At 60.7% G+C, this 25,495-nt stretch carries 21 protein-coding genes; 7 read left to right on the top strand and 14 right to left on the bottom strand.

Features of this window, described 5'->3' with window-relative positions:
• Positions 1–136: 136 nt before the first annotated feature.
• Together ACIO0C_RS02150 and ACIO0C_RS02145 are read right to left on the bottom strand one after the other, a co-directional pair.
• Positions 137–295 (bottom strand): YqaE/Pmp3 family membrane protein, encoded by a 159-nt coding sequence (locus ACIO0C_RS02150; RefSeq protein WP_003228885.1) that lies wholly within the window; start codon positions 293–295, stop codon positions 137–139.
• A gap of 218 nt (positions 296–513) precedes the next feature.
• On the bottom strand, positions 514–1,797 hold the full coding sequence (locus ACIO0C_RS02145; protein ID WP_401307196.1) for an aspartate aminotransferase family protein: 1,284 nt from the start codon (positions 1,795–1,797) through the stop codon (positions 514–516).
• Between the two features lie 169 nt (positions 1,798–1,966).
• On the opposite strand from ACIO0C_RS02145, the gene ACIO0C_RS02140 reads away from it, so the two are divergent.
• Entirely contained in the window at positions 1,967–2,896 is a 930-nt protein-coding gene (locus tag ACIO0C_RS02140; protein ID WP_401307193.1) for a LysR family transcriptional regulator, read from the top strand.
• 227 nt (positions 2,897–3,123) lie between these two features.
• On the opposite strand, the gene ACIO0C_RS02135 is transcribed toward ACIO0C_RS02140, so the two are convergent.
• The 10 genes from ACIO0C_RS02135 to bioB all read right to left on the bottom strand — a co-directional run bounded on the left by ACIO0C_RS02135 (position 3,124) and on the right by bioB (position 15,596).
• Entirely contained in the window at positions 3,124–4,902 is a 1,779-nt protein-coding gene (locus ACIO0C_RS02135) for an acyl-CoA dehydrogenase C-terminal domain-containing protein (protein WP_401307191.1), read from the bottom strand.
• 255 nt (positions 4,903–5,157) lie between these two features.
• On the bottom strand, positions 5,158–6,954 hold the full coding sequence (locus ACIO0C_RS02130) for an acyl-CoA dehydrogenase C-terminal domain-containing protein (RefSeq protein ID WP_401307188.1): 1,797 nt from the start codon (positions 6,952–6,954) through the stop codon (positions 5,158–5,160).
• Positions 6,955–7,041: 87 nt separating this feature from the next.
• Positions 7,042–8,334 (bottom strand): GGDEF domain-containing protein, encoded by a 1,293-nt coding sequence (locus ACIO0C_RS02125; protein ID WP_401307187.1) that lies wholly within the window; start codon positions 8,332–8,334, stop codon positions 7,042–7,044.
• Positions 8,335–8,501: 167 nt separating this feature from the next.
• Positions 8,502–10,307 (bottom strand): phenylacyl-CoA dehydrogenase, encoded by a 1,806-nt coding sequence (locus ACIO0C_RS02120; RefSeq protein WP_401307185.1) that lies wholly within the window; start codon positions 10,305–10,307, stop codon positions 8,502–8,504.
• A 250-nt stretch (positions 10,308–10,557) separates the two neighbouring features.
• Positions 10,558–10,854, bottom strand: a complete 297-nt coding sequence (locus ACIO0C_RS02115) for a pyrroloquinoline quinone biosynthesis protein PqqE (protein ID WP_401307182.1) — start codon at positions 10,852–10,854, stop codon at positions 10,558–10,560.
• Between the two features lie 127 nt (positions 10,855–10,981).
• The gene (gene bioD, locus ACIO0C_RS02110; protein ID WP_272603793.1) at positions 10,982–11,662 is read right to left on the bottom strand and encodes a dethiobiotin synthase; all 681 of its coding nucleotides are present in this window, start codon (positions 11,660–11,662) and stop codon (positions 10,982–10,984) included.
• Complete coding sequence (gene bioC, locus ACIO0C_RS02105; protein WP_401307179.1) at positions 11,659–12,471, bottom strand: malonyl-ACP O-methyltransferase BioC; 813 nt, start codon at positions 12,469–12,471, stop codon at positions 11,659–11,661. The genes bioD and bioC overlap by 4 nt, the downstream gene beginning before the upstream one ends.
• Complete coding sequence (locus ACIO0C_RS02100) at positions 12,464–13,195, bottom strand: alpha/beta fold hydrolase (RefSeq protein WP_401307176.1); 732 nt, start codon at positions 13,193–13,195, stop codon at positions 12,464–12,466. Before ACIO0C_RS02100 ends, bioC begins: the two co-directional genes overlap by 8 nt.
• On the bottom strand, positions 13,188–14,366 hold the full coding sequence (gene bioF, locus ACIO0C_RS02095; protein ID WP_401307173.1) for an 8-amino-7-oxononanoate synthase: 1,179 nt from the start codon (positions 14,364–14,366) through the stop codon (positions 13,188–13,190). Before bioF ends, ACIO0C_RS02100 begins: the two co-directional genes overlap by 8 nt.
• A gap of 174 nt (positions 14,367–14,540) precedes the next feature.
• Entirely contained in the window at positions 14,541–15,596 is a 1,056-nt protein-coding gene (gene bioB, locus ACIO0C_RS02090; protein ID WP_020796035.1) for a biotin synthase BioB, read from the bottom strand.
• A gap of 94 nt (positions 15,597–15,690) precedes the next feature.
• On the opposite strand from bioB, the gene ACIO0C_RS02085 reads away from it, so the two are divergent.
• The 5 genes from ACIO0C_RS02085 (at position 15,691) to rarD (ending at position 21,445) form a co-directional block, all read left to right on the top strand.
• Positions 15,691–16,431, top strand: coding sequence for a double zinc ribbon domain-containing protein (locus ACIO0C_RS02085; protein ID WP_401307171.1), 741 nt, complete (start codon positions 15,691–15,693; stop codon positions 16,429–16,431).
• A 63-nt stretch (positions 16,432–16,494) separates the two neighbouring features.
• Complete coding sequence (locus tag ACIO0C_RS02080) at positions 16,495–17,259, top strand: TOBE domain-containing protein (protein WP_401307168.1); 765 nt, start codon at positions 16,495–16,497, stop codon at positions 17,257–17,259.
• Positions 17,260–17,326: 67 nt separating this feature from the next.
• A complete protein-coding gene (locus tag ACIO0C_RS02075) occupies positions 17,327–19,228 on the top strand; it encodes a PhoX family protein (RefSeq protein WP_401307165.1) in 1,902 nt (633 codons plus the stop codon).
• A gap of 187 nt (positions 19,229–19,415) precedes the next feature.
• Positions 19,416–20,390, top strand: a complete 975-nt coding sequence (locus ACIO0C_RS02070; protein WP_401307162.1) for a serine/threonine protein kinase — start codon at positions 19,416–19,418, stop codon at positions 20,388–20,390.
• 167 nt (positions 20,391–20,557) lie between these two features.
• A complete protein-coding gene (rarD, locus tag ACIO0C_RS02065; protein WP_008054539.1) occupies positions 20,558–21,445 on the top strand; it encodes an EamA family transporter RarD in 888 nt (295 codons plus the stop codon).
• 215 nt (positions 21,446–21,660) lie between these two features.
• On the opposite strand, the gene ACIO0C_RS02060 is transcribed toward rarD, so the two are convergent.
• Positions 21,661–22,179 carry a glycine cleavage system protein R gene (locus ACIO0C_RS02060; RefSeq protein WP_401307160.1) on the bottom strand — a complete coding sequence of 173 codons (519 nt, stop codon included), beginning with the start codon at positions 22,177–22,179 and terminating at the stop codon, positions 21,661–21,663.
• Between the two features lie 468 nt (positions 22,180–22,647).
• Here ACIO0C_RS02060 and ACIO0C_RS02055 point away from each other — a divergent pair, with 468 nt between their 5' ends.
• A complete protein-coding gene (locus tag ACIO0C_RS02055) occupies positions 22,648–24,825 on the top strand; it encodes a malate synthase G (RefSeq protein WP_401307157.1) in 2,178 nt (725 codons plus the stop codon).
• A gap of 114 nt (positions 24,826–24,939) precedes the next feature.
• Here the strand turns inward: ACIO0C_RS02055 and ACIO0C_RS02050 are convergent, their stop codons facing one another.
• Positions 24,940–25,386 (bottom strand): response regulator, encoded by a 447-nt coding sequence (locus ACIO0C_RS02050; protein ID WP_401307154.1) that lies wholly within the window; start codon positions 25,384–25,386, stop codon positions 24,940–24,942.
• Positions 25,387–25,495: the final 109 nt, after the last annotated feature.

The following is a 25,495-nucleotide window of genomic DNA, read 5'->3' as shown; positions in this document are numbered from 1 at the left end:
GGCCGATGCGGTGTGCCAGGCAACCCGTCTTCGCCCGTAGGAGCGTGGCTTGCGCGCGAACCAGGCGCCGCGGTGTATCTGCCTCAACGCGTCATCATTCTTCGCTGGCAAGCCTGGCTCCTACATGGAGAACGCCTCAACGCTTGGCAATGATGTACACCGCATGCACGATCCCGGGAATGTAGCCGCAGAGTGTCAGCAGAATATTCAGCCAGAACGCTCCACCGAATCCCACTTGCAGAAACACGCCCAATGGCGGCAACAGAATGGCGATGATGATGCGAATAAAGTCCATGGACGCAGCTCCTGATTGAAGTGGACTCACGCGAGCCCATAACGCATTGACCTGTACCGTTGGTCAGGGTTCAGCATGATTGTTCAGGCCAGTGTACCCAGGCCATGTTTCTGAACGATGCAACCGCCACAAAAAAAACGCCCCACGCCAAAAGAATCAGGCGTGGGGCGTGCGTTATACCGCGAGACGGTTCGGGAATTCGTGCAGCAAGCGTGCGCTCAGACGGCAATCCCTTTACGGCATTGCAGCTGCGCGGTGCGCACGCGGGAGAAGGCGCGGGCCAGGCGCAGCAGCATTTCATCGATGTTGGATTTGCTGACCGTCAGCGCCGGGGTGAATCGCAGACAATCGGCTTGCGGCGCATCGAGCAACAGCCCTTCGCACAACGCGGCCTTGACCACGGCGTCAGCCGAGTCGTCCGACAGGGTCAGCCCCCAGAGCAGCCCTTGTCCGCGTAATTCGCCGTGGCCGTAACGATGGGACAAACGCTGCAGGCCTTCGCGCAGGTGCTGCGCCATCTCCCCGACATGCTCGAGAAAGCCTTTGTCCTGCACGCTGTCGAGCACCGCCAGGCCGGCGGCGCTCAGCAGCGCATTGCCATGATGGGTACCGCTCATTTCGCCCGTTTCCAAGCAACAGGCCTTGCCCCGCGCCAGCAGCGCCGCCACCGGTACACCCCCGCCAAGCCCTTTGCCGAGCACGACAATATCGGCCCGCACGCCGTAGGACTGCTCTGCCAGCAAGCTGCCACAGCGACCGATACCGGTTTGCACTTCGTCGAAGATCAGCAGGATGCCCAGCTCACGACACAGGCGCTCGACCCCATTGATGTAATGCGCAGTGGCCGCAATCACCCCGGCCTCACTCTGGATCGGCTCGAGCATGATCGCCACGGTCCGTTCATCCACCGCCGCATTCAGCGCCGCAAGATCATTGAAGGGGACGCGGCTGAAGCCAGGAAGCTGCGGCTCGAAACGGTTGACCAGGGTCGAACCGTCCGACGCCGAAATCGTGCCCAGGCTACGACCATGGCAAGCCTGATTGGCCACGATGATCCGCGAAGCGCCACCGCGATGCCGCTGACCCCATTTGCGCGCCAGCTTGATCGCCGCCTCACAGGCCTCGCTGCCGCTGTTGAGCAGATACGCCTGGTCGCTGCCCGTGCTGGCACAGAGTCGCTCGGCGAGCTTGAGCATGCCGCGGTTATGCAGGGCGAAACCGGGATTGATCAGCGCTTGCGCCTGCGCAGTAATGGCGCTGACCATTGCCTTGGGGCTGTGGCCGAGGCTGTTGGCGCCGCCGCCCTGGGAGAAATCCAGATAGGCACGGTCATCGCTGTCCCACAACCAGGAACCCTGGCCGCGGGCAAAAACCTGTTGGGGCCGATCGACACTGGGCATCAGGTACTCGCTGCAAAGATTGTCGTCCCTGGACGGGGAGCAATTGTCTACGAGCAAATCATCGAGACTGGGCGCGTTTCGACGCAGGTTGAACAGATTCATGGGTTCAACCCTCGCAGCAGGTTTTTTGCGTTACCTATGCAAACGCCATCGAAGCAAAGGGTTTTCATCGCGTTCCGGGGCCCTGTAAGCCTTGTGAATGCGGTTAGACTAGGCTCAGCCAAGGCGATGAGCCATTTCGATTTCCCAGCATTTTCGATAAGCATTACTTATGGATTTCAAGCAACTGCGTTATTTCGTCGCGGTCTACGAAGAAGGCCATGTGGGCCGGGCGGCCGAGCGGCTGTCCATTTCCCAGCCGGCACTGTCGCAGCAGATCCGCCAGCTCGAACAAACCCTCGATGTGAGCCTGTTCGAACGCAGCAGCAAACGCCTGTTGCCGACCCTTGCGGCCCATACGCTGTACAACCATGCCCTGCCCTTGCTCGATGGCCTGCAACGGGCACGCGAAGCTCTGGGCAACTTCAAGGGGCACGCGCTGCGCACCCTGGCCATTGGCGTACTGCAAACCGTGCACACCAGCCTGGTGCCACAAATGCTCGAACGGGTGCGCAAGGCGCAGCCCCATCTGGTGGTGCAGATCTATGAACTGACGGGGCTGGAAATCGAGCGACGCCTGCTCAATGGTTCGCTGGACATCGGCATCGGCTACTTGCCACCACGTCAGCCGGGCCTGCATGGGGTGCTGTTGTACGAGGACGAGCTGACACTGGTCATCCCGGCAGACCATCCCTTGCGCGAATTCAAGAAAGTCTCCATGAGCCAGGCCGCCGAACTGCCGATGTTATTGCTGGGCGAAGAGTTTCAGATACGGCAGATCTGGCAGGCGCAACTGGCCACCCTGGGACGGCGTCCGCAGGTGCAGGCCGAGCTGAACAACATGGCCGGCATTCTCGACAGCCTGCCGCACACGCGACTGGCGACGGTGCTGCCCGGACGCTCGCAGAAGACCCACGGCAGCCAAGAATTGTTGTGGAAACCCCTGAGCGAGCCGCGGGTGCCGCTCAAAGTCGGGTTGGTCTGTCGCGATGTGCAACGGCAACAGGCATCGCTGGCCTTGCTGCGCACGTTGCTGGAGGAGGTGATCAATCGGCCGGATGAGCGCTTGAACAGCCCGCCGGCACTGGATGGCCTGAGCTGAACACTTTTCTCGAGACAAAAGAAAACCCCGCCGAAGCGGGGCTTTGCAGACTGTTTCCCTGACATCCATTTCACTCCGCCGTCCTGGCAGAATCCTACGTGTCCGTGTTGTTACTTTGCGCTTCCTGCGCTACGTCCATGAGAAGTAGATTAGCCGTGGATCCAATTTACGACTATGGGAGAACAGCAGCACGTCATGTAAGAGAATGCTTACATCAGGTTACAACATCAGAATTGCCCCGCATCCAGCAGGAACAGCGATTCGCTACCGGCCTTCACCGACGCGCTCAGCGAGTGAATACGCGGCAGCAAACGGGCGAAATAGAAGCGTGCGGTACCCAGTTTGCTGGCGTAGAAATCGTCCTGGGTTTCTTTGCCCAAGGCAGCCTTGGCCATCAACGCCCACATGTAGGCATAAGCCACGTAGCCAAATACCTGCAGGTACTCGACCGACGCCGCGCCGATTTCATTCGGGTTGTTTTTCGCCCGGTCCAGCAACCATGCCGTCAGTTGGTCAAGGGTCGTCACCGCATCGTTGAGCGGCTTGGTGAACTCTGCCAGGTCAGCGCTGGCCGTTGCGGTGAAGTGGCGAATCTCGTCGGCAAACAGATTGTAGAACGCCCCGCCGCTGCCGACGATCTTGCGCCCCACCAGGTCCAGCGCCTGGATGCCATTGGTGCCTTCGTAGATTTGGGTGATGCGCACGTCGCGCACCAGTTGCTCCTGGCCCCACTCACGGATGTAACCGTGGCCGCCGAATACCTGCTGGCCGTGGACCGTGGTTTCCAGGCCCAGATCGGTGAGGAACGCCTTGGCCACCGGGGTCAGCAAGGCCACCAGGTCTTCCGCGCGCTTGCGGGTGGTGGCGTCTTCGCTGAACTTGGCGGTGTCCAGTTGCATGGCCACGTAGGTCGAAAACGCGCGGCCGCCTTCGTTCGAGGCTTTCATGGTCAGCAGCATGCGACGCACGTCCGGGTGGACGATGATCGGGTCAGCGACTTTGTCCTTGTTCTGCGCGCCGGTCGGCGAACGGCTCTGCAGACGATCGCGGGCGTACTCGACGGCATTCTGGTAAGAGCGCTCGCCAGTGGCCAGGCCCTGGATGCCGACGCCCAGGCGCTCGTAGTTCATCATGGTGAACATTGCCGCCAGGCCTTTGTTCGGTTCGCCAACCAGATAACCGACAGCTTCGTCGAAGTTCATCACGCAGGTCGCCGAGGCCTGGATGCCCATCTTGTGCTCGATCGAACCGCAGTTTGCCGGGTTGCGCGCACCCAGGCTGCCGTCGGCATTGACCATGAACTTGGGCACCAGGAACAGCGAAATCCCTTTAGGGCCAGCCGGTGCATCCGGCAGCTTGGCCAGCACCAGATGGATGATGTTTTCGGTCAGGTCGTGTTCGCCGCCGGTGATGAAGATCTTGGTGCCGCTGACCTTGTAGGAACCGTCGGCCTGAGGCTCGGCCTTGGTGCGGATGATCCCCAGGTCGGTACCGGCGTGCGGTTCGGTCAGACACATGGAACCGGCCCAGACCCCGGCGTACATGTTCGGCAGGTAGGCAGCCTTCAGTTCTTCACTGGCGTGGGCGTTGATCGACAGGCAGGCACCAGCGGTCAGCATCGGGTACAGACCGAACGCCAGGCTGGCCGAGTTGACCATTTCTTCGACCTGGGCCGAAACGGCCTTGGGCATGCCCATGCCACCGTAGGCCGGGTCGCCACCAACACCGACCCAACCGCCTTCAGCGTAAGTCTGGTAAGCCTGTGGGAAACCTGCCGGCGTGGTGACAGCACCGTCCGCCCAGTGGCAACCTTCCTCGTCAGCCGCACGGCTCAGGGGCGCGACGCTTTTGCTGGTGACCTTGCCGGCTTCTTCGAGAATGGCTTCGACCGTTTCAGCATCGATGGAATCGGCCAGTGCTGGCAGCTCGGCCCAGAGTTTGGCGACCTCGAAGACTTCATTGAGGACGAAGCGCATATCGCGCAGGGGCGCTTTGTAGTCAGCCATGGCAAACCTCGCAAGATCTAAACAGGTGGTTCGTAGGAAAGATGCTTTATTGGGGTCCGAGTGTAACCCAACAACTTTTGCGACACATAGGGTCAGCACATGACTGATTTGTAATTTTTAGTCATCGGCGTTTACGCCTCAAAACGTGTTCGCGGGCAAGCCTCGCTCCTACAGGCCGAAGTCGTTCACGCATGCGTGTTCGACGTAGATCCCGTAGGAGCGAGGCTTGCCCGCGAAGGCGTTATCAGCCATCCATCAAAGCGCAAACAACTCCGCCGGCAACTGCATCAGGCAATCACTCCCCGCCTCGATCGCCGCCCGATGAGCGTCGGTACGCGGCAACAAACGCTTGAAGTAAAACTCGCTGGTGGCCAGTTTGGCCCGGCAGAAATCCGCGTCGGCGCTGCCAGCATCGAGCTGCGCCTGCGCCACCAACGCCATGCGCAACCACAAATAGCCGAGGATGATGTAACCGCTGTACATCAGATAATCCACCGATGCCGCGCCGACTTCATCCGGGTTTTTCATCGCCGCCATGCCGAGCCTGGTCGTCAACTCACCCCATTGCTGATTCAGCTCATTGAGCTGCGCCACATAGCTGCCCAACTGTGGATGCTCGGTGTTGGCCGCGCAGAACTTGTGGACGATTCTGGTGAAACCGCGCAGCAGCTTGCCCTGGCTGCCGAGGACTTTGCGCCCGAGCAGGTCAAGCGCCTGGATACCGTTGGTGCCCTCATAGATCGGCGCGATCCGGCAGTCGCGGACCAACTGCTCCATCCCCCATTCACGAATGAAGCCGTGGCCACCGAACACCTGCATGCCATGGTTGGTCACTTCCAGTCCGGTTTCGGTCATGAAGGCTTTGCAGATCGGCGTCAGGAAGGCCAGCAGATCTTCGGCGTCCTGGCGCGCCGTTGCATCCGCGCTCAGGTGCGCAACGTCGAGCAACTGCGCAGTGAAGTAAGTCAGTGCCCGGTTGCCTTCGTTGAAGGCTTTCATGGTCAGCAACATTCGACGTACATCGGGATGCACGATGATCGGGTCGGCGGCTTTTTCCGGTGCCTTGGGGCCTGTCAATGCGCGCATCTGCAAACGGTCGTTGGCGTACTTGATCGCTCCCTGGAAACTCGCTTCGCCCAGACACAAACCCTGCATGCCCGTGCCGAGTCGTGCGTGGTTCATCATGGTGAACATGCAGTTGAGGCCCTTGTTAGCTTCCCCGATCAAAAAGCCCTTGGCCCCGTCGAAATTCAGCACACAGGTAGCCGAAGCCTTGATCCCCATCTTGTGCTCGATGGAACCGCAGGAAACACCATTGCGTTCGCCCGCGTCACCCTCGGCATCGGGCAGGAACTTGGGCACGATAAACAGCGAAATGCCCTTGGTCCCGGCCGGTGCCTCCGGCAGCTTCGCCAGTACCAGGTGAATGATGTTGGCGCTCATGTCGTGCTCGCCGGCGGAGATGAAAATCTTGCTGCCGGTGATCGCGTAACTGCCGTCGGCCTGAGGCACGGCGCGGGTCTTGATGATGCCCAGGTCGGTGCCGCAATGGGCTTCGGTCAGGCACATGGTGCCGGTCCATTGGCCGGCGGTGAGTTTGCTCAGATAGGTTTGTTTTTGCTCTTGAGTGCCATGGGCGTGGATCGCCGACATGGCGCCGTGGGTCAAGCCGGGGTACATGCCCCAGGACGTGTTGCTCGAACCCACCATCTCGCTGATGACCAGCCCCAGTGAGCCGGGCAGGCCCTGACCGCCATACGCCGGATCAGCCGCCAGGCCATGCCAGCCACCCTCGACATATTGGGCGAAAGCCTGCTTGAAACCTGCAGGCGTCGTGACCACGCCGTTGTCGAAATGGCAGCCCTCTTCGTCGCCGCTACGGTTGAGTGGCGACAGCACGTTCTCACAGAACCTGGCGCCCTCTTCGAGGATCGCACTGACCATGTCCGGGCTGGCATCGCAGGCGCCGAGCTTTGCGTAGTTGCTGTGGAAATCGAAGACGTGGTCAATCAGAAAGCGCATATCGCGCAGGGGGGCCTTGTAGGCGGGCATGGTCATTTCTCCGGCAGTAGATGACTCAAACCTACTGCCGCCGCCTCGCCCTTCACAATGACAGTCCAGACGCTGAATGCGCCGTCATCACTCAACCGCAGCGGCGTCCATGCGCACGGCGCCACGGCGGCTCTGCCCGAACGCCATCACGCAGTTGCGCCCGGCGCCCTTGGCGCTGTAAAGCGCTTCGTCAGCGGACTTGAGCACTCGCTCGGGCGTGCGTTGCTCCACTCGCTCGGCAACGCCGATGCTAACAGTCACCGACACACTCGAGGCACTGGCACCGGCGCGACGCTGTCGGCCCTGATTGTCATCCTGTGGACGGCTGTCCTGATTGCGCAGACGAATGCTGTAGGTGGCGATCGATTCGCGAATGACCTCCAGGTGCGGCAGGCACTCTTCGAGGCTCTTGCCGGCAAACACCAGGGCGAATTCCTCACCGCCATAGCGATAGGCCTTACCGCCTCCGCCGATTTTCGACAGCTTGCTGGCGACCAGTCGCAGCACCTGGTCACCCACGTCATGGCCGTGGGTATCGTTGAATTTCTTGAAGTGGTCGACGTCACTCATGGCCAACACATAGTTGCGCCCCAGGCGCTGCATGCGCTCATTCAACGCTCGGCGCCCCGGCAGCCCGGTCAGTTCGTCACGGAAGGCCATTTGATAGGCCTCATGGGCCACGGCCGCCGCAATCATCAGCATCACCTGGCTGCACATGATGTTCAGGGTGAAGGGCAGGATGAAGGTTTTCGGCAACATCCAGAACAGCCCGAGCAACCCCACCAGTTGTGCCGCATGCAGGGGCCTGGGGTGGCGCCAATACTGGTAGGCCAGCAGCCCGAACGATGCGATGAACACCGGATAGGACAGCTGGATCAGGCTCATCCAGGCGCCATGCAAGGCCGGCCAGCGGATCTGCGACAGCCACGTCAGCAACGCCTGTGGGTAACTTTGTTCAAGCGCCAGTGCAACGCTACCGACGGCCAGCAACACGGCGAAACGGGCGACCATGTCCTGGAACAGATGCGTACGCTCCTGCCACGCGGCGAATACGCCGAACAACAACGGCAACAGCAGGCAACACAAATGGAAAACCACCGCGGCGTCGTCACGCACCTTGCCGTGGTCGCGGTAGTAATCGGTCTGGGTGTCGAGCAGGAAGTAGGCGATGTACACCGTGACCATCAGGAACAGCTCACGCTGGCGCCGGTAAACCGCACAGTAGGCACCGCCGAGTAACAGCACCAGGGTTGGCAGTACCTGAAACAACGAGGTGAAGAAAACGTTCAGGTCTTTGATGTAGGCAGCCGCGAGCCCCGCCAGTAACAGCAGCAACGACGGCAAAAAATGACTCACACGGACAGCGGGAGAACGCGGCAAGGATAAAGCTCCGACCCGTCATTTCAATTGATGGCAATGTGCCAACAACTGTAACGGCACGAACCCCGACTTGCTGAGTCAATTTTCGAGATTTTTTCAATAAAACCTATAAAAAAAGCCGCTTCTCCCAAAGGAACAGCGGCTTTTTTGAAGAACAGCGTTAAGACTTAGTAGCCCAGCGCGAAGTCCTCTTCTTTCATGTCCATCAGGTTGTTGGCGCCCGACAGCATGGTTGCAACGTGAGTGCGGGTGCGCGGCAGGATACGCTGGAAGTAGAAGCGCGCAGTCTGCAGCTTGGCGTTGTAGAACGCCGCGTCGGAAGTGCCGGCAGCCAGTTTCTCGGCGGCCAGGCGTGCCATGTCAGCCCAGAAGTAGGCCAGGCAGGCGTAACCGGAGTACATCAGGTAGTCCACGGAGGCCGCGCCGACTTCTTCGCGATCTTTCATGGCGGCCATACCGACCTTCATGGTCAGCTCGCCCCATTCCTTGTTCAGTGCAGCCAGCGGCGCGACGAATTCCTTGACCGCTTCGTTGCCTTCGTTGGTCTGGCAGAACTTGTGGACGATCTTGGTGAAGCCCTTGAGAGCCTCGCCTTGAGTCATCAGCACTTTGCGGCCCAGCAGGTCGAGTGCCTGGATGCCGGTAGTGCCTTCGTACAGCATCGAAATGCGGCTGTCGCGAACGTTTTGCTCCATGCCCCACTCGGCAATGAAGCCGTGGCCGCCGTAGATTTGCACACCGTGGTTGGCCGATTCAAAACCGACTTCGGTCATGAAGGCCTTGGCGATCGGGGTCATGAACGCCAACAGTGCATCGGCCTTCTTCTTCTCTTCCTCGTCCACGCCGTACTTGACGATGTCGACTTGCTTGGCAGTGAAGTAGACCATCGCGCGGTTGCCTTCGGCGAATGCCTTCATGGTCAGCAGCATGCGACGTACATCCGGGTGCACGATGATTGGGTCAGCGGCTTTTTCCGGCGCTTTCGGCCCGGTCAGCGAGCGCATTTGCAGGCGATCGCGGGCGTATTTCAGGCCACCCTGGAAACCGATTTCGGCGTGGGCCAGGCCTTGCAGCGCGGTACCCAGACGTGCGGTGTTCATGAAGGTGAACATGCAGTTCAGGCCTTTGTTCGCCGGGCCGATCAGGAAACCGGTGGCCGCGTCGAAGTTCATCACGCAGGTGGCGTTGCCGTGGATGCCCATCTTGTGTTCCAGGGAACCACAGGACACGGCGTTACGCGCACCGATCGAACCATCGGCGTTTGGCAGGAACTTCGGCACGATGAACAGCGAAATGCCTTTGGTGCCAGCCGGTGCATCCGGCAGGCGGGCCAGTACGATGTGCACGATGTTGTCGGCCATGTCGTGTTCACCGGCCGAGATGAAGATCTTGGTGCCGGACACTTTGTAGGAACCGTCGGCCTGAGGCTCGGCCTTGGTGCGCAGCATGCCCAGGTCGGTGCCGCAGTGCGGTTCGGTCAGGCACATGGTGCCGGTCCATTCGCCGGAAACCAGCTTGGTCAGGTAAGCCTCTTGTTGCTCAGGCGTGCCGTGCTCGGAGATGGTGTTCATCGCGCCATGGGACAGGCCCGGGTACATGCCCCACGACCAGTTGGCTTCGCCGACCATTTCGCTGACTGCCAGCCCCAGGGATTCCGGCAGGCCTTGGCCGCCGTGCTCGACGTCGTGGGCCAGGCTTGGCCAGCCGCCTTCGACGAATTGCTTGTAGGCCTCTTTGAAACCGGTCGGCGTTTTAACGCCCGACTCGCTCCAGGTGCAGCCTTCGGTGTCACCCACGCGGTTCAGCGGAGCCAGCACCTGCTCACAAAACTTGGCGCCTTCTTCGAGAATGGCGTCAACCATGTCCGGAGTTGCGTCTGCACAAGCCGGAAGGCTCTGATAGTGCGCTTCGTAGCCGAGCAGTTCGTCACGAACGAAGCGAATATCACGCAAGGGGGCCTTGTAGTCAGGCATAGCGATAAACCTCTGCTGATGTAACCGGGAGTGAGCGACCGTTGTCGAAACGATCAAACAGTTGTTTGAAACATACGTTTACGCCCAAATCTTGTCAAGCACCGATCTTTTGCCATTCGTCATTCCATGACCAATCAGCGCGCACGCGAGCCTGACGCCATTGCACGAGCAACGCACAGCGCGAGATAGAGGATGGGTACAGGACTCACGCTGAAAGCGTACCGTCGGACGGTGCGCTTTCAGCGTGAGTTCAGGCGTAGGTGTCGATCAGGGTGCCGAGCACTTCATCGGAAGCCTTGGCGACTTTGGCGCCCAGTTCCACCTGAAACCGGCCTTCGGCCATTTCGATGCTATGGCTGACGAGGTCCGATTGCCGACTGCGGTCGACCGAACGCAGGCGATCGACCTGAGCTTCGGAAGACTGGCTGGTCACCGAACGCTCGATCGTCGTATTGGCAATTTGTCCCGCGGCTTGGTCGACACGGTTCTGCCCCACCTGAAGGGTGCTCAGGCCGGCATAAAAAGCGGTATTTCCCGAGATTTCCATGGAAGTGCTCGTCCTTGCTAAAAGAGAAATCAATGGTCAAAGAGCCATCAACACTCATTGAAGCAGACATACCGAGAAATCGCCCGTCAAAAACGCTAATGGCACCGTGCCGTGCCATAGCCAATACCTAGTCCAAAAGGTCCAGTTGCAGGTGCTCCGCCACCGCTTCGGCCGTGACCACCTTGAGCTTGGGCACCCGGCCCAGGCATGGTGCTGGCAGGCGTTCGGCGAGTGTCGCGAGGTTTTCTTCCAGGCGCGAGGTTTTCGGATCGATGATGTTCGCCACCCATCCCGCCAGCTGCAAACCGTCCCGGGCAATCGCCTCGGCCGTCAGCAATGCGTGGTTGATGCACCCCAGGCGCACGCCGACCACCAGAATGACCGGCAGGCCCAGCGCCTTCGCCAGGTCCGACAGGTTGTCCTGGTCCGCCAAGGGCACGCGCCAGCCTCCAGCCCCCTCGATCAGGGTGAAGTCGGCCTGCATGTCGAGTATCTGTTGCATCGGAGTCAGCAGCGATTGCACGGTCAACGCGATGCCGGCCTCACGCGCGGCCAGGTGCGGCGCAATCGCCGGCTCCAGCGCCACCGGATTGACCTGGGGGTAGGTCAAGGGCACCGAACACTCCGCGAGCAGCGCTAGCGCGTCGGCATTACGCAAGCCCTTGGGCGTCACCGAGCAGCCAGAGGCCACCGGCTTGCCCGCTGCCGTGCTTAACCCCGCTGACCGCGCGGCATTCAAGAGACCTGCGGCAATCGTGGTTTTTCCGACATCGGTGTCGGTACCGGTGATGAAATACGCGGAGCTCATAAGGGTTTCTCCAAAACGGCGTACACCACTTGATAAGTCGCCGGCAGGCCTTTGGCCTGACGAAACTGCTCATAAGCCTTGACCAGGCCGAGAATCCGCGCCCGACCGGTCAAGCCGCCCGGACGCCCGGGGTTCAGGTTATGCGCCCCCAAGGCCTTGAGCTCGTGGGTCAGGCTGCGCACGTCCGGGTAATGCAGCACATGCGCCTGGTTTTCCAGGCTGATCGCCCGCAAGCCGCTGGCCGCGCACAGCTGTTGATAAACGTTGAACTCGCGGAAGCGGTTGACGTGCACCATGCCATCCACCTCACGCCAGCTGTCACGCAGCTCGAACAACGTGCCCACACAGAGACTAGCAAATGCAAAGACACCGCCCGGCTTGAGCACCCGATGCGCTTCGCTGAGCACCGACGCGAAGTCCGCGCACCACTGCACGGCCAGGCTGGAGAAAATCAGGTCGCACGTTGCATCCCGCAACGGCATGCGCTCGGCGTCGCCGGCGATGAAGTGTGCAGCCCCGCCCAACGGCCGGGCGTGATTGAGCATGCCTTCGGCGATGTCCAGAGCCACGCCCTGGCCGCCAGGAAACCGCTCACCCAGCGCACGACTGAAATAGCCGGTGCCGCATCCAAGATCGAGCCAGCGCCGGGGCACGAACGCCTGCGGCAAACGGTGCAGCAGTTGGCTGCCCACATCGCGCTGCAACTCGGCCACGCTGTCGTAGCTTGCCGCTGCACGGGAAAACGAGGCGGCTACCTGGCGCTTGTCGGGCAAGCCACCGGGCAATTTTGGAAAGGATAAATCAGTCATCGCCGCACTCATGCAAAAAGGCCTGGATCGCCCCCGCGACACCGTGGGGACTTTCCAGGAGAAACGCGTGGCCGGCCTGTTCGATCAGGCCGATTTCGACATCCGGCAGCAACGCCAGTAACGCCTCCGCGGCTTCGGCCGGCACCAGTCCGTCGAGGCCGGCAAACAGGTGCAATTGCGGACCGCGGAAGGTCTGAAGCGCCTGGCGGGTGTCCAGTTGCGCGAGCAACTCCAGGCCACTCATCAGCACGGCCGCCGTGGAATGTGGCGCGCCCGCGAGCAATAGCCTCGACAGGCCGCGCGGATCTTCCCCACCTTGTGCGCAGAGCAATGAAAAGCGCTTCAAGGTCGTGCGCGGATCGGCAGCGCAACCCGCCAGGAAGGCATCGAACGTTTCGCCGGGCATTGCGCTTGGCCATTGTTCATGGCTGACAAAAGAAGGGTTGCTCGCCAGGGTCAGCAGACCACAGCAACGGTCGCCACGGCGCGCCGCCAACTCGGACGCAAGCATGCCTCCCAGCGACCACCCGCCCAGCCATGCGTCCTGTGGCACGCTGGCGTCGAGTTCATCGAGCCAGTGCTCAAGATTGCTCGACTCCAGGTCAGGCAGTGGCTCGATTTCGACCCGCAAGTGTTCGTCCAGGCCCTGCAAGGCTGCGGCCAACGGTTGCAGCGGCGAAATTCCGAGGCCCCAGCCGGGCAACAGAATCAGTCGATCACGCATGGCCAGGCTCCGCTCCCAGTCGTTGATAACAATCGGCCAGTCCTTCTAACAATAGCTGTACTTGCGCCTCGCTATGGGCGGCGGTCAGGGTCACGCGCAGTCGGGCACTGCCGGCCGGCACGGTGGGCGGGCGGATCGCGCTCACCATCAAGCCGCGTTCGCGCAGCATCTGCGACAAGCGCACCGCGCGCCCGGCGTCACCGATCATGATCGGCTGGATCGGCGTGAAGCTGTCCATCAGCTCCAGGCCGATCTGCTCGGCGCCCTGGCGGAACTGGCGGATCAGCGCCTGCAAATGCTCGCGGCGCCAATGCTCGCTACGCAGCAGTTCCAGGCTTTTCAAGGTCGCGCAGGCCAGGGCCGGGGGTTGGCTGGTGGTGTAAATGTAGGGGCGAGCGAACTGGATCAGGCTCTCGACCAACTCTTCGCTGCCGGCGACAAAAGCACCCGCCGTTCCGAACGCCTTGCCGAGCGTGCCGACCAGTACCGGCACGTCGTCCATGCCCAGGCCGAAATGCTCGACGCTCCCGCCGCCATGGGCGCCCAGCGGGCCGAAACCGTGGGCGTCATCGACCATCAACCACGCACCTTTGGCCCGGGTTTCCCGAGCCAGCGCTGGCAGATCGGCAATATCGCCGTCCATGCTGAAGACGCCGTCAGTCACGACCAGCGTATTGCCGGTGGCTTTCTCAAGACGATTGGCCAGGCTCGCCGCATCGTTGTGCAAGTAACGATTGAAACGTGCCCCCGACAACAGTCCCGCGTCCAGCAACGAGGCGTGATTGAGCCGGTCTTCGAGCACCGTATCGCCCTGCCCCACCAGCGCCGTGACCGCCCCGAGATTGGCCATGTAGCCGGTGGTGAACAACAGGGCACGCGGACGACCGGTAAGGTCGGCCAAGGCTTCTTCCAGGGCGTGATGCGGACCGCTATGGCCGATGACCAGATGCGAAGCCCCGCCACCCACGCCCCACTTGGCAGCCCCTGCGCGCCAGGCTTCGATCACCTGTGGGTGATTGGCCAGGCCCAGGTAATCGTTGTTGCAGAACGCCAGCAACGACTGACCGTCCACCACCACTTGCGGGCCTTGCGGGCTTTCGAGCAATGGCCGTTGGCGGTAAAGGTTTTCAGCACGACGGGCAGCCAGGCGTGCGGCGAGATCGAAAGACATGCAGGCCTCGAAGCTCAGATCACAGAAATCAAAATGAATGCGATCCCTGTGGGAGCGAGCTTGCTCGCGATGGCGGCGTCACATTCACATTTGATGTCGACAGACCTGACGCTATCGCGAGCAAGCTCGCTCCCACAGTGTTTTGCATTCCAACCAGAGAAGTCGGTGGAAGACTCAAACAGCCGCGTTATAGAACTGCTCGCTGCTCTTCTGCTCCACCAGCGCCTGTTCAATGGCGGCCTGATGCACTTCGTCAGCGTGTTCTTCACGGGCCTCCGGCAGGATCCCCAAACGCCCGAACAGCTGCATGTCCTTGTCGGCCTGCGGGTTGGCGGTGGTCAGCAGTTTCTCACCGTAGAAAATCGAGTTGGCGCCGGCGAAGAAGGCCAGGGCCTGCATCTGCTCGTTCATGGCTTCGCGGCCAGCGGACAGGCGCACGTGGGATTTGGGCATCAGGATCCGCGCTACCGCGAGCATGCGGATGAAGTCGAACGGGTCGACGTCGTCGGCATTTTCCAGCGGCGTGCCGGCGACTTTCACCAGCATGTTGATCGGCACCGACTCCGGATGCTCCGGCAGGTTGGCCAGCTGGATCAGCAGGTTGGCACGGTCATCGAGGGATTCGCCCATGCCGAGGATGCCACCGGAGCAGATCTTCATCCCCGATTCACGTACGTAGGCCAGGGTCTGCAGGCGCTCGCTGTAAGTGCGGGTGGTGATGATGCTGCCGTAGAACTCAGGCGAGGTGTCGAGGTTGTGGTTGTAGTAGTCAAGGCCGGCCTTTGCCAGCGCTTCGGTCTGGTCCTGATCGAGGCGACCGAGGGTCATGCAGGTTTCCAGGCCAAGGGCCTTGACGCCTTCGACCATCTTCAGCACGTAGGGCATGTCCTTGGCCGACGGGTGCTTCCACGCTGCGCCCATGCAGAAACGGGTCGACCCGATAGCCTTGGCACGCGCGGCCTCTTCGAGGACCTTCTGCACTTCCATCAGCTTTTCTTTTTCCAGGCCGGTGTTGTAGTGACCGGACTGCGGACAATATTTGCAATCTTCCGGGCAAGCACCGGTCTTGATCGACAGCAGGGTCGATACCTGGACGCGGTTGGCGTCGAAATGCGCGCGGTGCACCGTCTGCGCCTGGAACAACAGGTCATTGAATGGCTGAACGAAGAGTGCTTTGACTTCGGCCAAAGACCAGTCATGACGCAATGTTGCAGAGGTGCTGGCGCTCATGGGCGTTTCCTTTGTTTTATGCTTTAGCAGGCGACCGGGAAATGGAATTTCCGCCGGCGCATCACAGGTGTTTCGGCATATTTAAGGAAGAGTCATGCGCTGTCAACCACGATACGATAGGCAGGTTTACATCTGGTTAAAAAACAACCAACACTGTTTGCTTTGCGATGAAGCCGCCGATGGCACCACGCCCATTTGCATGGCCTGCGAAACCGAGTTGCCCTGGCTCGGCGATCACTGCCAGACCTGCGCGCTGCCCTTGCCCGCCGCCGGCATGACGTGCGGCCAATGCCTGATGCAGCCGCCGGCCTTCGAGCAGGTGGTCGCGCCCTGGACTTACAGCTTCCCGGTAGACAGCCTGATTACCCGCTTCAAGCACAGCGCGAAATGGCCGTTTGGCCACCTGCTCGGCGAACTTCTCGCCCAATCGCTGCAACATCGCTTCGACGATGACCTGCCGCGACCTGAGGTGCTGGTACCCGTGCCGATGGCTACCCGGCGCCTGCGCCAACGCGGCTTCAATCAGGCCGTGATGTTGGCGCGTTGGCTCAGCGAGCACCTGGCCCTACCTTGCGATGAACGGTTGCTATTGAGGCCCCAAGACACAAACGCCCAACAAGACCTGAACGCCCAGGCACGCAAAAAGAACCTGCACCACGCCTTCGCCCTGGCACCCGACGCATCAGTGAAGGGGCGCCACCTAGCGCTGGTGGACGACGTGCTGACCACTGGCGCCACGACGCAAGCACTGGCTCGCCTGCTGATGGACGCAGGCGCCACACGGGTCGACGTCTACTGCCTGGCGCGCACACCCAAACCTGGCGAGTCGCCGTGACTTGACTCCCGGGCCCCGAGCCGCCAACGTCCTCACCATCGTCATAGCCCAAAGCGCCTTGCCATGTCCTTGCCTACGTTGTTGTCCCAGCACATTGTCCGTCGCCCGCAACGCATTGCCCTGCTGCAACACATCGCCGAGCAGGGGTCGATCACCCGCGCGGCGAAAAGCGCGGGCTTGAGCTACAAGGCCGCCTGGGATGCCATCGATGAGCTGAACAACCTTGCGCAGAAACCGCTGGTGGAACGCAATGTCGGCGGCAAAGGCGGGGGGGGTGCAAAACTGTCCGCCGAAGGCGAGCGTGTGCTGCGCCTCTATCAAAAGCTGCAAGCGCTGCAAGCACAGGTACTGGAAGCCGCTGAAGATGCCAGCGACCTTGACCTGCTCGGGCGCCTGATGCTCAGGACCAGCGCACGCAATCAGTTGCACGGAAAAGTCGCGGCCATTGAAACCCAGGGCCATAACGATCGGATTCGCCTCGAACTGGCCGAAGGCTTGAGGATCGCGGCCCAGATAACCCACGACAGCACCGTGCGCCTGGACCTGCAAACCGGCACCGAAGTCGTCGCCCTGATCAAGGCCGGTTGGCTCGATGTGCTGGGCAGTGGCGACGAAGCAATACCCGGACACAATTGCCTCGAAGGCGTTATCGAGGAGATCCTCGACGCCGAAGACGGCCCCTGCGAAGTGCGAATCGGCCTGCCTAATGGCCAGACCCTCTGCGCGCTGGCCGAGCCCCGGCATTTGCAATCACGCAGTCTGACCCGCGGAACACCGGTACGCGCGCAGTTCTCGCCCTCCAACGTATTGCTCGGCACGCCACTTTAATTACAACTGCCACAAAAGCTTCATCGCTCACCATTAAGGTGACTGCAAAAATCGCAGGGAGCCTGATGTGAGCTTATTAGAAGACAACCAACCCACCGACCTCGAACAAATGGTCGGCCTCAGCCGTCGCGGCTTCATCAGTGCGGGCGCCTTGTGCGGTGCCGCCATGTTTCTCGGCGGCACCCTGCTGAGCCGCAGCGTACTGGCCGCCAGCGTCAGCGCCGGCACCAGCCAGCTGCTGGGTTTCGAAAGCATTCCCGCTGCGACCAGCGACGCGATCAGCCTGCCACCCGGCTACAAGTCTTCGGTACTGATCAGCTGGGGTCAGCCCCTGCAGAAAAACGGTCCGGCCTTCGACACGAGTGGCAACGGCACCGCCGAGCATCAGGAAGTCCAGTTCGGCGACAACAACGACGGCATGAGCCTGTTTGCCTTCCCCGATGACAACAACCGGGCGCTGATGGCGATCAACAACGAATACACCAACTACCGCTACCTCTATCCCCACGCTGGCATGCCGCAATCGACCGAGGAAGTGCGCAAGGCCCTGGCCTGCGAAGGCGTGTCGGTGATCGAGGTGCAGCGCAAGAACGGTCATTGGCAGTTTGTCCAGGGCTCGCACTACAACCGACGCATCCACGGCAATTCGCCGATCAGCCTGAGCGGCCCGGCCGCCGGCCACGATCTGCTGAAAACCAGTGCCGACGCGCAGGGCAAAACAGTCCTCGGCACATTCCAGAACTGCGCCAACGGCAAGACGCCGTGGGGCACCTATCTGACCTGCGAAGAGAACTTTACCGACTGCTTTGGCAGCAACGATGCCGAGCAGAAACTCGATGCTGCACAAAAACGCTACGGCGTGGTGGCGACCAGCAAAGACATCAACTGGCATCAACATGATCCGCGCTTCGACTTGGCGAAGAATCCCAACGAACTCAACCGTCACGGTTGGGTGGTCGAGATCGACCCGTTCGACCCGCAATCGACCCCGGTCAAGCGCACCGCACTGGGCCGCTTCAAACATGAAAACGCCGCCCTGGCTGAAACCAGCGACGGCCACGCCGTGGTGTACATGGGCGACGATGAGCGCGGCGAGTTCATCTACAAGTTCGTCAGCCGCGACAAGATCAATCACCAGAACCCCAAGGCCAACCGCGACCTGCTGGACCACGGCACCTTGTACGTGGCACGTTTCGACGCGGGCGACGGCAATGCCGATCACCCCAAAGGCCAGGGGCAATGGATCGAACTGACCCACGGCAAAAACGGTATCGACGCCAGCAGCGGTTTTGCCGACCAGGGCCAAGTGCTGATTCATGCGCGCCTGGCGGCCAGCGTGGTGAAGGCTACGCGCATGGACCGTCCGGAATGGATCGTCGTCAGCCCCAAGGACGGTCAGGTTTACTGCACCCTGACCAACAACGCCAAACGTGGCGAGGACGGGCAACCGGTGGGCGGGCCGAACCCACGCGAGAAGAATGTCTACGGGCAGATTCTGCGCTGGCGCACAGACCGCGACGACCACGCCTCGAACACCTTTGCCTGGGACTTGTTCGTGGTCGCCGGCAACCCGCAAGTGCACGCCGATACGCCGAAGGGCGGCTCGTCGAACATCACACCGCAGAACATGTTCAACAGTCCGGATGGATTGGCGTTCGATGATGCCGGGCGGCTATGGATTCAAACCGACGGCGATTCGAGCAATGCCGGTGATTTCGCTGGCATGGGCAACAACCAGATGCTTTGCGCCGACCCGGTGACCGGGGAGATTCGTCGGTTCATGGTCGGGCCGATTGGTTGTGAGGTGACGGGCATCAGTTTCTCGCCGGACCAGAAGACATTGTTTGTCGGGATTCAGCATCCGGGGGAGAACGGCGGTTCGACCTTCCCTGAGCACTTGCCGAATGGAAAGCCGCGGTCTTCGGTGATGGTGATTACCCGGGAGGATGGCGGGATAGTCGGCGCCTGACAGGGCTTCATCGCCGGCAAGCCCGCTCCCACAGTGATTTGTGTCGTTCACCAAACCTGTGGGAGCGAGCTTGCTCGCGATGGCGTCAGCCCAGACACCACACATCTCAAGCCCAACCCCTAAAGAAGCCCCGTCTGCGCTACCATGCCATGCCGGACGCAGCAGCCTGCTGCGCGCAGGAGTCAGCATGGCCCACCCGTTTGAAACGCTCACCCCAGACCTCGTGCTCGATGCCGTCGAAAGCATCGGTTTTCTCAGCGATGCCCGCATCCTGGCGCTCAACAGCTACGAAAACCGTGTCTACCAGGTTGGTATCGAAGACGCCGAGCCGCTGATCGCCAAGTTCTACCGCCCGCAGCGCTGGAGCAACGAAGCGATTCTGGAAGAACACCAGTTCACCTTCGAACTTGCCGAGGTCGAGGTGCCGGTCGTCGCGCCGCTGATCCACAACGGTGAAACCCTGCACGAGCACAATGGCTTTCGTTTCACCCTGTTCCCCCGCCGCGGCGGACGCGCGCCGGAACCTGGCAATCTCGATCAGCTGTATCGCCTGGGACAACTGCTCGGCCGTTTGCATGCGGTGGGCTCGACCAAGCCGTTCGAGCACCGTGAGGCGCTGGCGGTGAAAAACTTCGGCCATGATTCGCTGACGACCTTGCTTGAAGGCAATTTCATCCCCCGCAGCCTGTTGCCGGCCTACGAGTCCGTGGCCCGCGATCTGCTCAAGCGGGTGGAAGATGCCTACAGCAATACACCGCACCAGAACATTCGCATGCACGGTGACTGCCACCCCGGCAACATGATGTGCCGTGATGAGATGTTCCACATCGTCGACCTCGACGACTGCCGCATGGGCCCGGCGGTGCAGGACATCTGGATGATGCTGGCCGGTGATCGCCAGGACTGCCTGGGTCAGTTGTCGGAATTGATGGACGGCTACAACGAATTCCATGACTTCAATTCCCGGGAACTGGCGCTGATCGAACCCCTTCGCGCGCTGCGCCTGATGCACTACAGCGCCTGGCTCGCCCGCCGCTGGGACGACCCGGCATTCCCGCGCAGCTTTCCGTGGTTTGGTACTGAGCGGTATTGGGGTGATCAGGTGTTGGCGTTGCGTGAGCAACTGGCTGCACTCAATGAAGAACCACTGAAACTTTTCTGAACGCCACCGCCCCCTGTAGGAGCAGGCCCGCGAAGAACGATTACGCGGTTTGCCTATGGTACCGAGTCATCGTTCTTCGCGGGCAAGCCTCACTCCTACAGGTCACCACATTGAAGCAAATCTCCTTACAATCCCTTCTTTGTTAGCTGCCTAAGCAAGGATTCTGCATGCAAGCCGCCAACCCGCGTCGCGGGTACATATTGGGCCTGAGTGCCTACATCATCTGGGGACTTTTCCCGCTCTACTTCAAAGCCATCGCCAGCGTGCCCGCGGTGGAGATCATCATTCACCGCGTGCTGTGGTCGGCGCTGTTCGGCGCTTTGCTGCTGATGGTCTGGAAACACCCGGGCTGGTGGCGCGAACTGCGGGAGAACCCGCGTCGGCTTGCGATCCTGGCGCTGAGCGGCACGCTGATCGCCGCCAACTGGCTGACGTATGTGTGGTCGGTGAACAACGGGCGCATGTTGGAGGCCAGCCTCGGTTACTACATCAACCCCTTGGTGAACGTGCTGTTGGGGATGCTGATCCTTGGCGAACGGCTGCGACGCATGCAATGGATTGCGGTGGGGCTGGCGGCGGTTGGCGTGGCGCAACAGGTATGGCAGGTCGGCAGCCTGCCTTGGGTGTCGCTGGTGCTGGCATTGACCTTCGGTTTCTACGGGCTGATTCGCAAGCAGGCGCCGGTCAAGGCACTCCCGGGATTGGTGGTCGAAACCTGGATGCTGGTGCCGATAGCGCTGGCCTGGTTGCTGCTCAATCCAACCGCCAGCAGCGCCCAGGCTGAATTTTGGACCACCTCAGAAGCCTGGTGGCTGGTGGCTGCCGGTCCGGTGACGCTGGTGCCGCTGGTCTGTTTCAACGCCGCCGCGCGGCATTTGCCCTACACCACCCTGGGATTCCTCCAATACCTGGCGCCGACCCTGGTGCTGCTGCAGGCCGTGCTGCTGTTTGGCGAGCACCTGTCGTCCAGTACGTTGGTGGCGTTCATCTTCATCTGGGCTGGCCTTGCGGTTTACAGCGTCGATGCCTGGTTCAGCCTGCGCCGCCGCAGCTGATCAAAAAACACACAAACCTCTGCAGGCCACGTTATCCGTAGCCTGCAGCGATCCTTCCCAAGGTTATCCACAGCGTGATCCCCGCCGTTTGTGCGCAAGTTACTGAAACTGCTGGTTTTTTGATCAATCTTTGCAAAGCCCCGGCCGGCGGGGCCTGGCGGGCTGTCTCTACAGGTTATCCACAGGCAGGTGCACGTTTAAACTGGATAACCTGATCAAGGCTCACTGCGCAGCACCAATTCCACCATCAGATCGTCCGCCAAAGTTTCCAGGCGCGATTGCAGCACCTCCAGCGACAGCGTCAATGGCACCGCCAGTATCGCTTCGGCGTGGAACAGCGGCTCGCTGCTCATAGGGGCGGGGCGCACCTCAGTAACCAGACGCTCCAGGTTCACCCCCTGCTCACTGAGCAAGCGCGTGATGTCGCGCACGATCCCTGGCCGGTCATTGCCCACCAATTCCATGGCGATCGGTTTCCAGGTGCACGATTGTTCGATACCGCTTTCGGCGATCAATACGCGAATGCCGTGGGCCGATAATCCTTGCAGGGCATCGACCAGTGAATCGTAGCCTTCCGCCGGAACTCCCACCCGAAGAATCCCGGCGAATTGCCCGGCCATGCGTGACATGCGGCTTTCCAGCCAGTTGCCGCCATGCTCGGCGATGCATTGGGCTATGCGCTCGACCTGCCCAGGCTTGTCCGGTGCAAAAACAGTGAGTACGAGGTGGTCCATGGCGCAGCCCTCTTTTGTTATTGAAAGAGAAGTATAGGCAAGGGGTAATCCTGTGTTGAATCGGCTGACGCCTTCGCAGGCAAGCCTGCTCCTACAGTCACAAATGTGTACAACTTTTTATATTTAACTGGAACAATCTAATGCTTTTTTGAGAACATCCTCATCCCCGGCGTGACTGCAATGCGTCATGGGGTCGCAGAACGACGTAATTAGTCTAATTTTCACAAGCGCAATTCATCATGTAGTATGCCGCAGCGCGCACTACATAACGTTGGATCGATGTCTGCCACAGGCGCAGTCGCATCCCTGAAAGCCCCGTCAGCAAGGCCCCAAAGCCGTTGATTGGTCCCCACCCAGCCGTCAGAAATGGCATGCACTGGTCCCAGGGTTTGTGGTTTAAATGCCAGAGGCTTCATTGTTAAATTGAAGAGCTGAAAAGCGAAATAGCTGAGCAGAGTGAGGCAAGCAATGACTGAACACGTTCAAGTCGGTGGCCTGCAGGTCGCCAAAGTCCTGTTCGACTTCGTGAACAACGAAGCCATTCCCGGAACCGGCCTCACCGCCGACCAGTTCTGGGCCGGTGCCGACAAGGTCATCCATGACCTGGCGCCGAAGAACAAAGCCCTACTCGCCAAACGCGATGATTTCCAGGCTCGTATCGATTCCTGGCACCAGGAACGCGCAGGTCAGGCGCACGACGCCGTGGCCTATAAAGCCTTCCTGCAAGACATCGGTTATCTGCTGCCAGAAGCGGCCGATTTCCAGGCAACGACGCAAAACGTCGATGATGAAATCGCCCGCATGGCCGGTCCACAACTCGTGGTACCGGTGATGAACGCCCGCTTCGCGCTTAACGCTTCGAACGCTCGTTGGGGTTCGCTGTACGACGCGCTCTACGGCACCGACGCCATCAGCGAGGCTGACGGCGCGGAAAAAGGCAAAGGCTACAACAAGGTTCGCGGCGACAAGGTCATCGCCTTCGCCCGCGCTTTCCTCGACGAGGCTGCGCCATTGGCAGCCGGCTCCCACGTCGATTCCACCGCCTATAAAATCGTCGATGGCAAACTGGTCGTCGCCCTCAAGGGCGGCAGCAACAGTGGCCTGCGCAACGATGCGCAACTGATCGGTTTCCAGGGCGATGCTTCGGCACCGACCGCGATCCTGCTGAAAAACAACGGCCTGCATTTCGAAATCCAGGTCGACGCCAGCACCCCAGTCGGCCAGACCGATGCCGCCGGCGTCAAAGACATCCTGATGGAAGCCGCGCTGACCACCATCATGGACTGCGAAGACTCCGTTGCCGCCGTTGATGCCGATGACAAAGTGGTGATCTACCGCAACTGGCTCGGCTTGATGAAAGGCGACCTGTCGGAAGAAGTCGCCAAGGGTGGCAAGACGTTTACCCGCACCATGAACCCCGACCGCACCTACACCGGTGTCGACGGTAACGCGGTGAACCTGCACGGTCGCTCGTTGTTGTTCGTGCGCAACGTGGGTCACCTGATGACCATCGATGCGATCCTCGATAAAGAGGGCAACGAAGTGCCGGAAGGCATCCTCGACGGTCTGGTGACTGTTTTGGCGGCGATGCACAACCTGAACGGCAACACCTCGCGCAAAAACACCCGTACCGGCTCGATCTACATCGTCAAGCCGAAGATGCACGGCCCTGAAGAAGCGGCGTTCACCAACGAACTGTTCGGCCGCATCGAAGACGTACTGGGCCTGCCACGCAATACCCTGAAAGTCGGGATCATGGACGAGGAGCGCCGTACCACGGTCAACCTCAAGGCCTGCATCAAGGCCGCCAGCGAGCGCGTGGTGTTCATCAACACGGGTTTCCTCGACCGCACGGGCGACGAAATCCACACCTCCATGGAAGCCGGCCCGATGGTGCGCAAGGCCGACATGAAGGCGGAAAAATGGATCAGCGCCTACGAGAACTCCAACGTCGATATCGGCTTGAGCACCGGCCTGCAAGGTCGCGCACAGATCGGTAAAGGCATGTGGGCGATGCCCGACCTGATGGCAGCGATGCTGGAACAGAAAATCGCTCACCCACTGGCCGGGGCCAACACGGCCTGGGTCCCGTCGCCGACTGCCGCTGCCCTGCACGCGCTGCACTACCACAAGGTTGACGTGTTCGCCCGTCAGGCCGAACTGGCCAAGCGTGACCATGCATCGGTGGACGATATCCTGACCATCCCGCTTGCAGTGAACCCGCAGTGGACCGCCGAGCAGATCCAGAACGAACTGGACAACAACAGCCAGGGCATCCTGGGTTATGTGGTGCGCTGGATCGACCAGGGCGTTGGTTGCTCGAAGGTGCCGGACATCAATGACGTCGGCCTGATGGAAGACCGTGCCACGCTGCGTATTTCCAGCCAGCACATCGCCAACTGGCTGCGTCATGGCATCGTCACCGAAGAGCAAGTGATGGAAAGCCTCAAGCGCATGGCGCCGGTGGTGGACCGTCAGAACGCCGGGGATGCCCTGTACCGTCCGCTGGCACCGGACTTCGACAGCAACATCGCCTTCCAGGCGGCAGTCGAGTTGGTGGTGGAAGGTACCAAGCAACCGAACGGCTACACCGAGCCGGTTCTGCATCGTCGTCGTCGCCAGTTCAAGGCTGCCAATGGCCTGTAACTGAGCGTTAGCGCCGGATATGAAAAAGCCCTGGTCGAAAGATCAGGGCTTTTTCTATTTTGGGCCGCCGCTTTGATCGTTCCCATGCTCCGCGTGGGAACGATCCTTCTTGATTTACGAATCCAACCCCAACTCATGCTTGACCAATCCCAACAACTTGCCGGTATCGATTGGCTTGAGCAGAAAATCCACCACGCTCAAATGCATCGCCGCGATAGCGTCTTTCACGTCAGCATCGCCAGAGACAATGATGAACGGCATCGCCGCCCGCACCGACTCCCGCACCTGGCGAATCAGGTCCAGGCCATCGACATGTCCCATGCGCAGGTCGGTAATGACCAGTCCAATCGAGGGTTTCTCTTCCAGCATCTTGAGTGCGGTTTCGCCACTGGCTGCCATCATGCAACGAATACCGTCCAGTGCCAGGATCTCCGAGAGCAGTTCCCGGGCGTCCTTGTCGTCGTCGACAATCAACACCCGCTGCGGCGGAAGGTCGGGTTCCAGCATGATGTCACTGAGTGCCTGGCGCTCGGCATCACTCAAAATATCGTGGTCGGACATGGCATTCTCTACATGTTCTATTCAATTCCCCAGCACAGTGGTGAGACATCACTAAGCAGACCTTCAATGTGCACTCCGTCGGATAATTTTCCAATAGGGGTAAGGTGAG

Source organism: Pseudomonas sp. NPDC087336, assembly GCF_044744285.1.
In the GTDB taxonomy this organism is placed as follows: Bacteria; Pseudomonadota; Gammaproteobacteria; order Pseudomonadales; family Pseudomonadaceae; genus Aquipseudomonas.
The sequence above is the reverse complement of the archived record's forward strand: the minus strand, read 5'-3'. Positions and strand labels throughout refer to the sequence as shown.

What these genes read in the sequence shown, in the direction of transcription:
- ACIO0C_RS02055 (WP_401307157.1), top strand. Translation starts at nt 22,648, where the DNA reads ATGACTGAACACGTTCAAGTCGGTGGCCTGCAGGTCGCCAAAGTCCTG.
- ACIO0C_RS02070 (WP_401307162.1), top strand. Translation starts at nt 19,416, where the DNA reads ATGGCCCACCCGTTTGAAACGCTCACCCCAGACCTCGTGCTCGATGCC.
- ACIO0C_RS02080 (WP_401307168.1), top strand. Translation starts at nt 16,495, where the DNA reads ATGTCCTTGCCTACGTTGTTGTCCCAGCACATTGTCCGTCGCCCGCAA.
- ACIO0C_RS02135 (WP_401307191.1), bottom strand. Translation starts at nt 4,902, where the DNA reads ATGGCTGACTACAAAGCGCCCCTGCGCGATATGCGCTTCGTCCTCAAT.
- ACIO0C_RS02145 (WP_401307196.1), bottom strand. Translation starts at nt 1,797, where the DNA reads ATGAATCTGTTCAACCTGCGTCGAAACGCGCCCAGTCTCGATGATTTG.
- ACIO0C_RS02120 (WP_401307185.1), bottom strand. Translation starts at nt 10,307, where the DNA reads ATGCCTGACTACAAGGCCCCCTTGCGTGATATTCGCTTCGTTCGTGAC.
- ACIO0C_RS02115 (WP_401307182.1), bottom strand. Translation starts at nt 10,854, where the DNA reads ATGGAAATCTCGGGAAATACCGCTTTTTATGCCGGCCTGAGCACCCTT.
- ACIO0C_RS02140 (WP_401307193.1), top strand. Translation starts at nt 1,967, where the DNA reads ATGGATTTCAAGCAACTGCGTTATTTCGTCGCGGTCTACGAAGAAGGC.
- bioD (WP_272603793.1), bottom strand. Translation starts at nt 11,662, where the DNA reads ATGAGCTCCGCGTATTTCATCACCGGTACCGACACCGATGTCGGAAAA.
- ACIO0C_RS02100 (WP_401307176.1), bottom strand. Translation starts at nt 13,195, where the DNA reads ATGCGTGATCGACTGATTCTGTTGCCCGGCTGGGGCCTCGGAATTTCG.
- bioF (WP_401307173.1), bottom strand. Translation starts at nt 14,366, where the DNA reads ATGTCTTTCGATCTCGCCGCACGCCTGGCTGCCCGTCGTGCTGAAAAC.
- ACIO0C_RS02085 (WP_401307171.1), top strand. Translation starts at nt 15,691, where the DNA reads ATGCGCTGTCAACCACGATACGATAGGCAGGTTTACATCTGGTTAAAA.
- rarD (WP_008054539.1), top strand. Translation starts at nt 20,558, where the DNA reads ATGCAAGCCGCCAACCCGCGTCGCGGGTACATATTGGGCCTGAGTGCC.
- ACIO0C_RS02130 (WP_401307188.1), bottom strand. Translation starts at nt 6,954, where the DNA reads ATGCCCGCCTACAAGGCCCCCCTGCGCGATATGCGCTTTCTGATTGAC.
- bioC (WP_401307179.1), bottom strand. Translation starts at nt 12,471, where the DNA reads ATGACTGATTTATCCTTTCCAAAATTGCCCGGTGGCTTGCCCGACAAG.
- bioB (WP_020796035.1), bottom strand. Translation starts at nt 15,596, where the DNA reads ATGAGCGCCAGCACCTCTGCAACATTGCGTCATGACTGGTCTTTGGCC.
- ACIO0C_RS02150 (WP_003228885.1), bottom strand. Translation starts at nt 295, where the DNA reads ATGGACTTTATTCGCATCATCATCGCCATTCTGTTGCCGCCATTGGGC.
- ACIO0C_RS02060 (WP_401307160.1), bottom strand. Translation starts at nt 22,179, where the DNA reads ATGGACCACCTCGTACTCACTGTTTTTGCACCGGACAAGCCTGGGCAG.
- ACIO0C_RS02050 (WP_401307154.1), bottom strand. Translation starts at nt 25,386, where the DNA reads ATGTCCGACCACGATATTTTGAGTGATGCCGAGCGCCAGGCACTCAGT.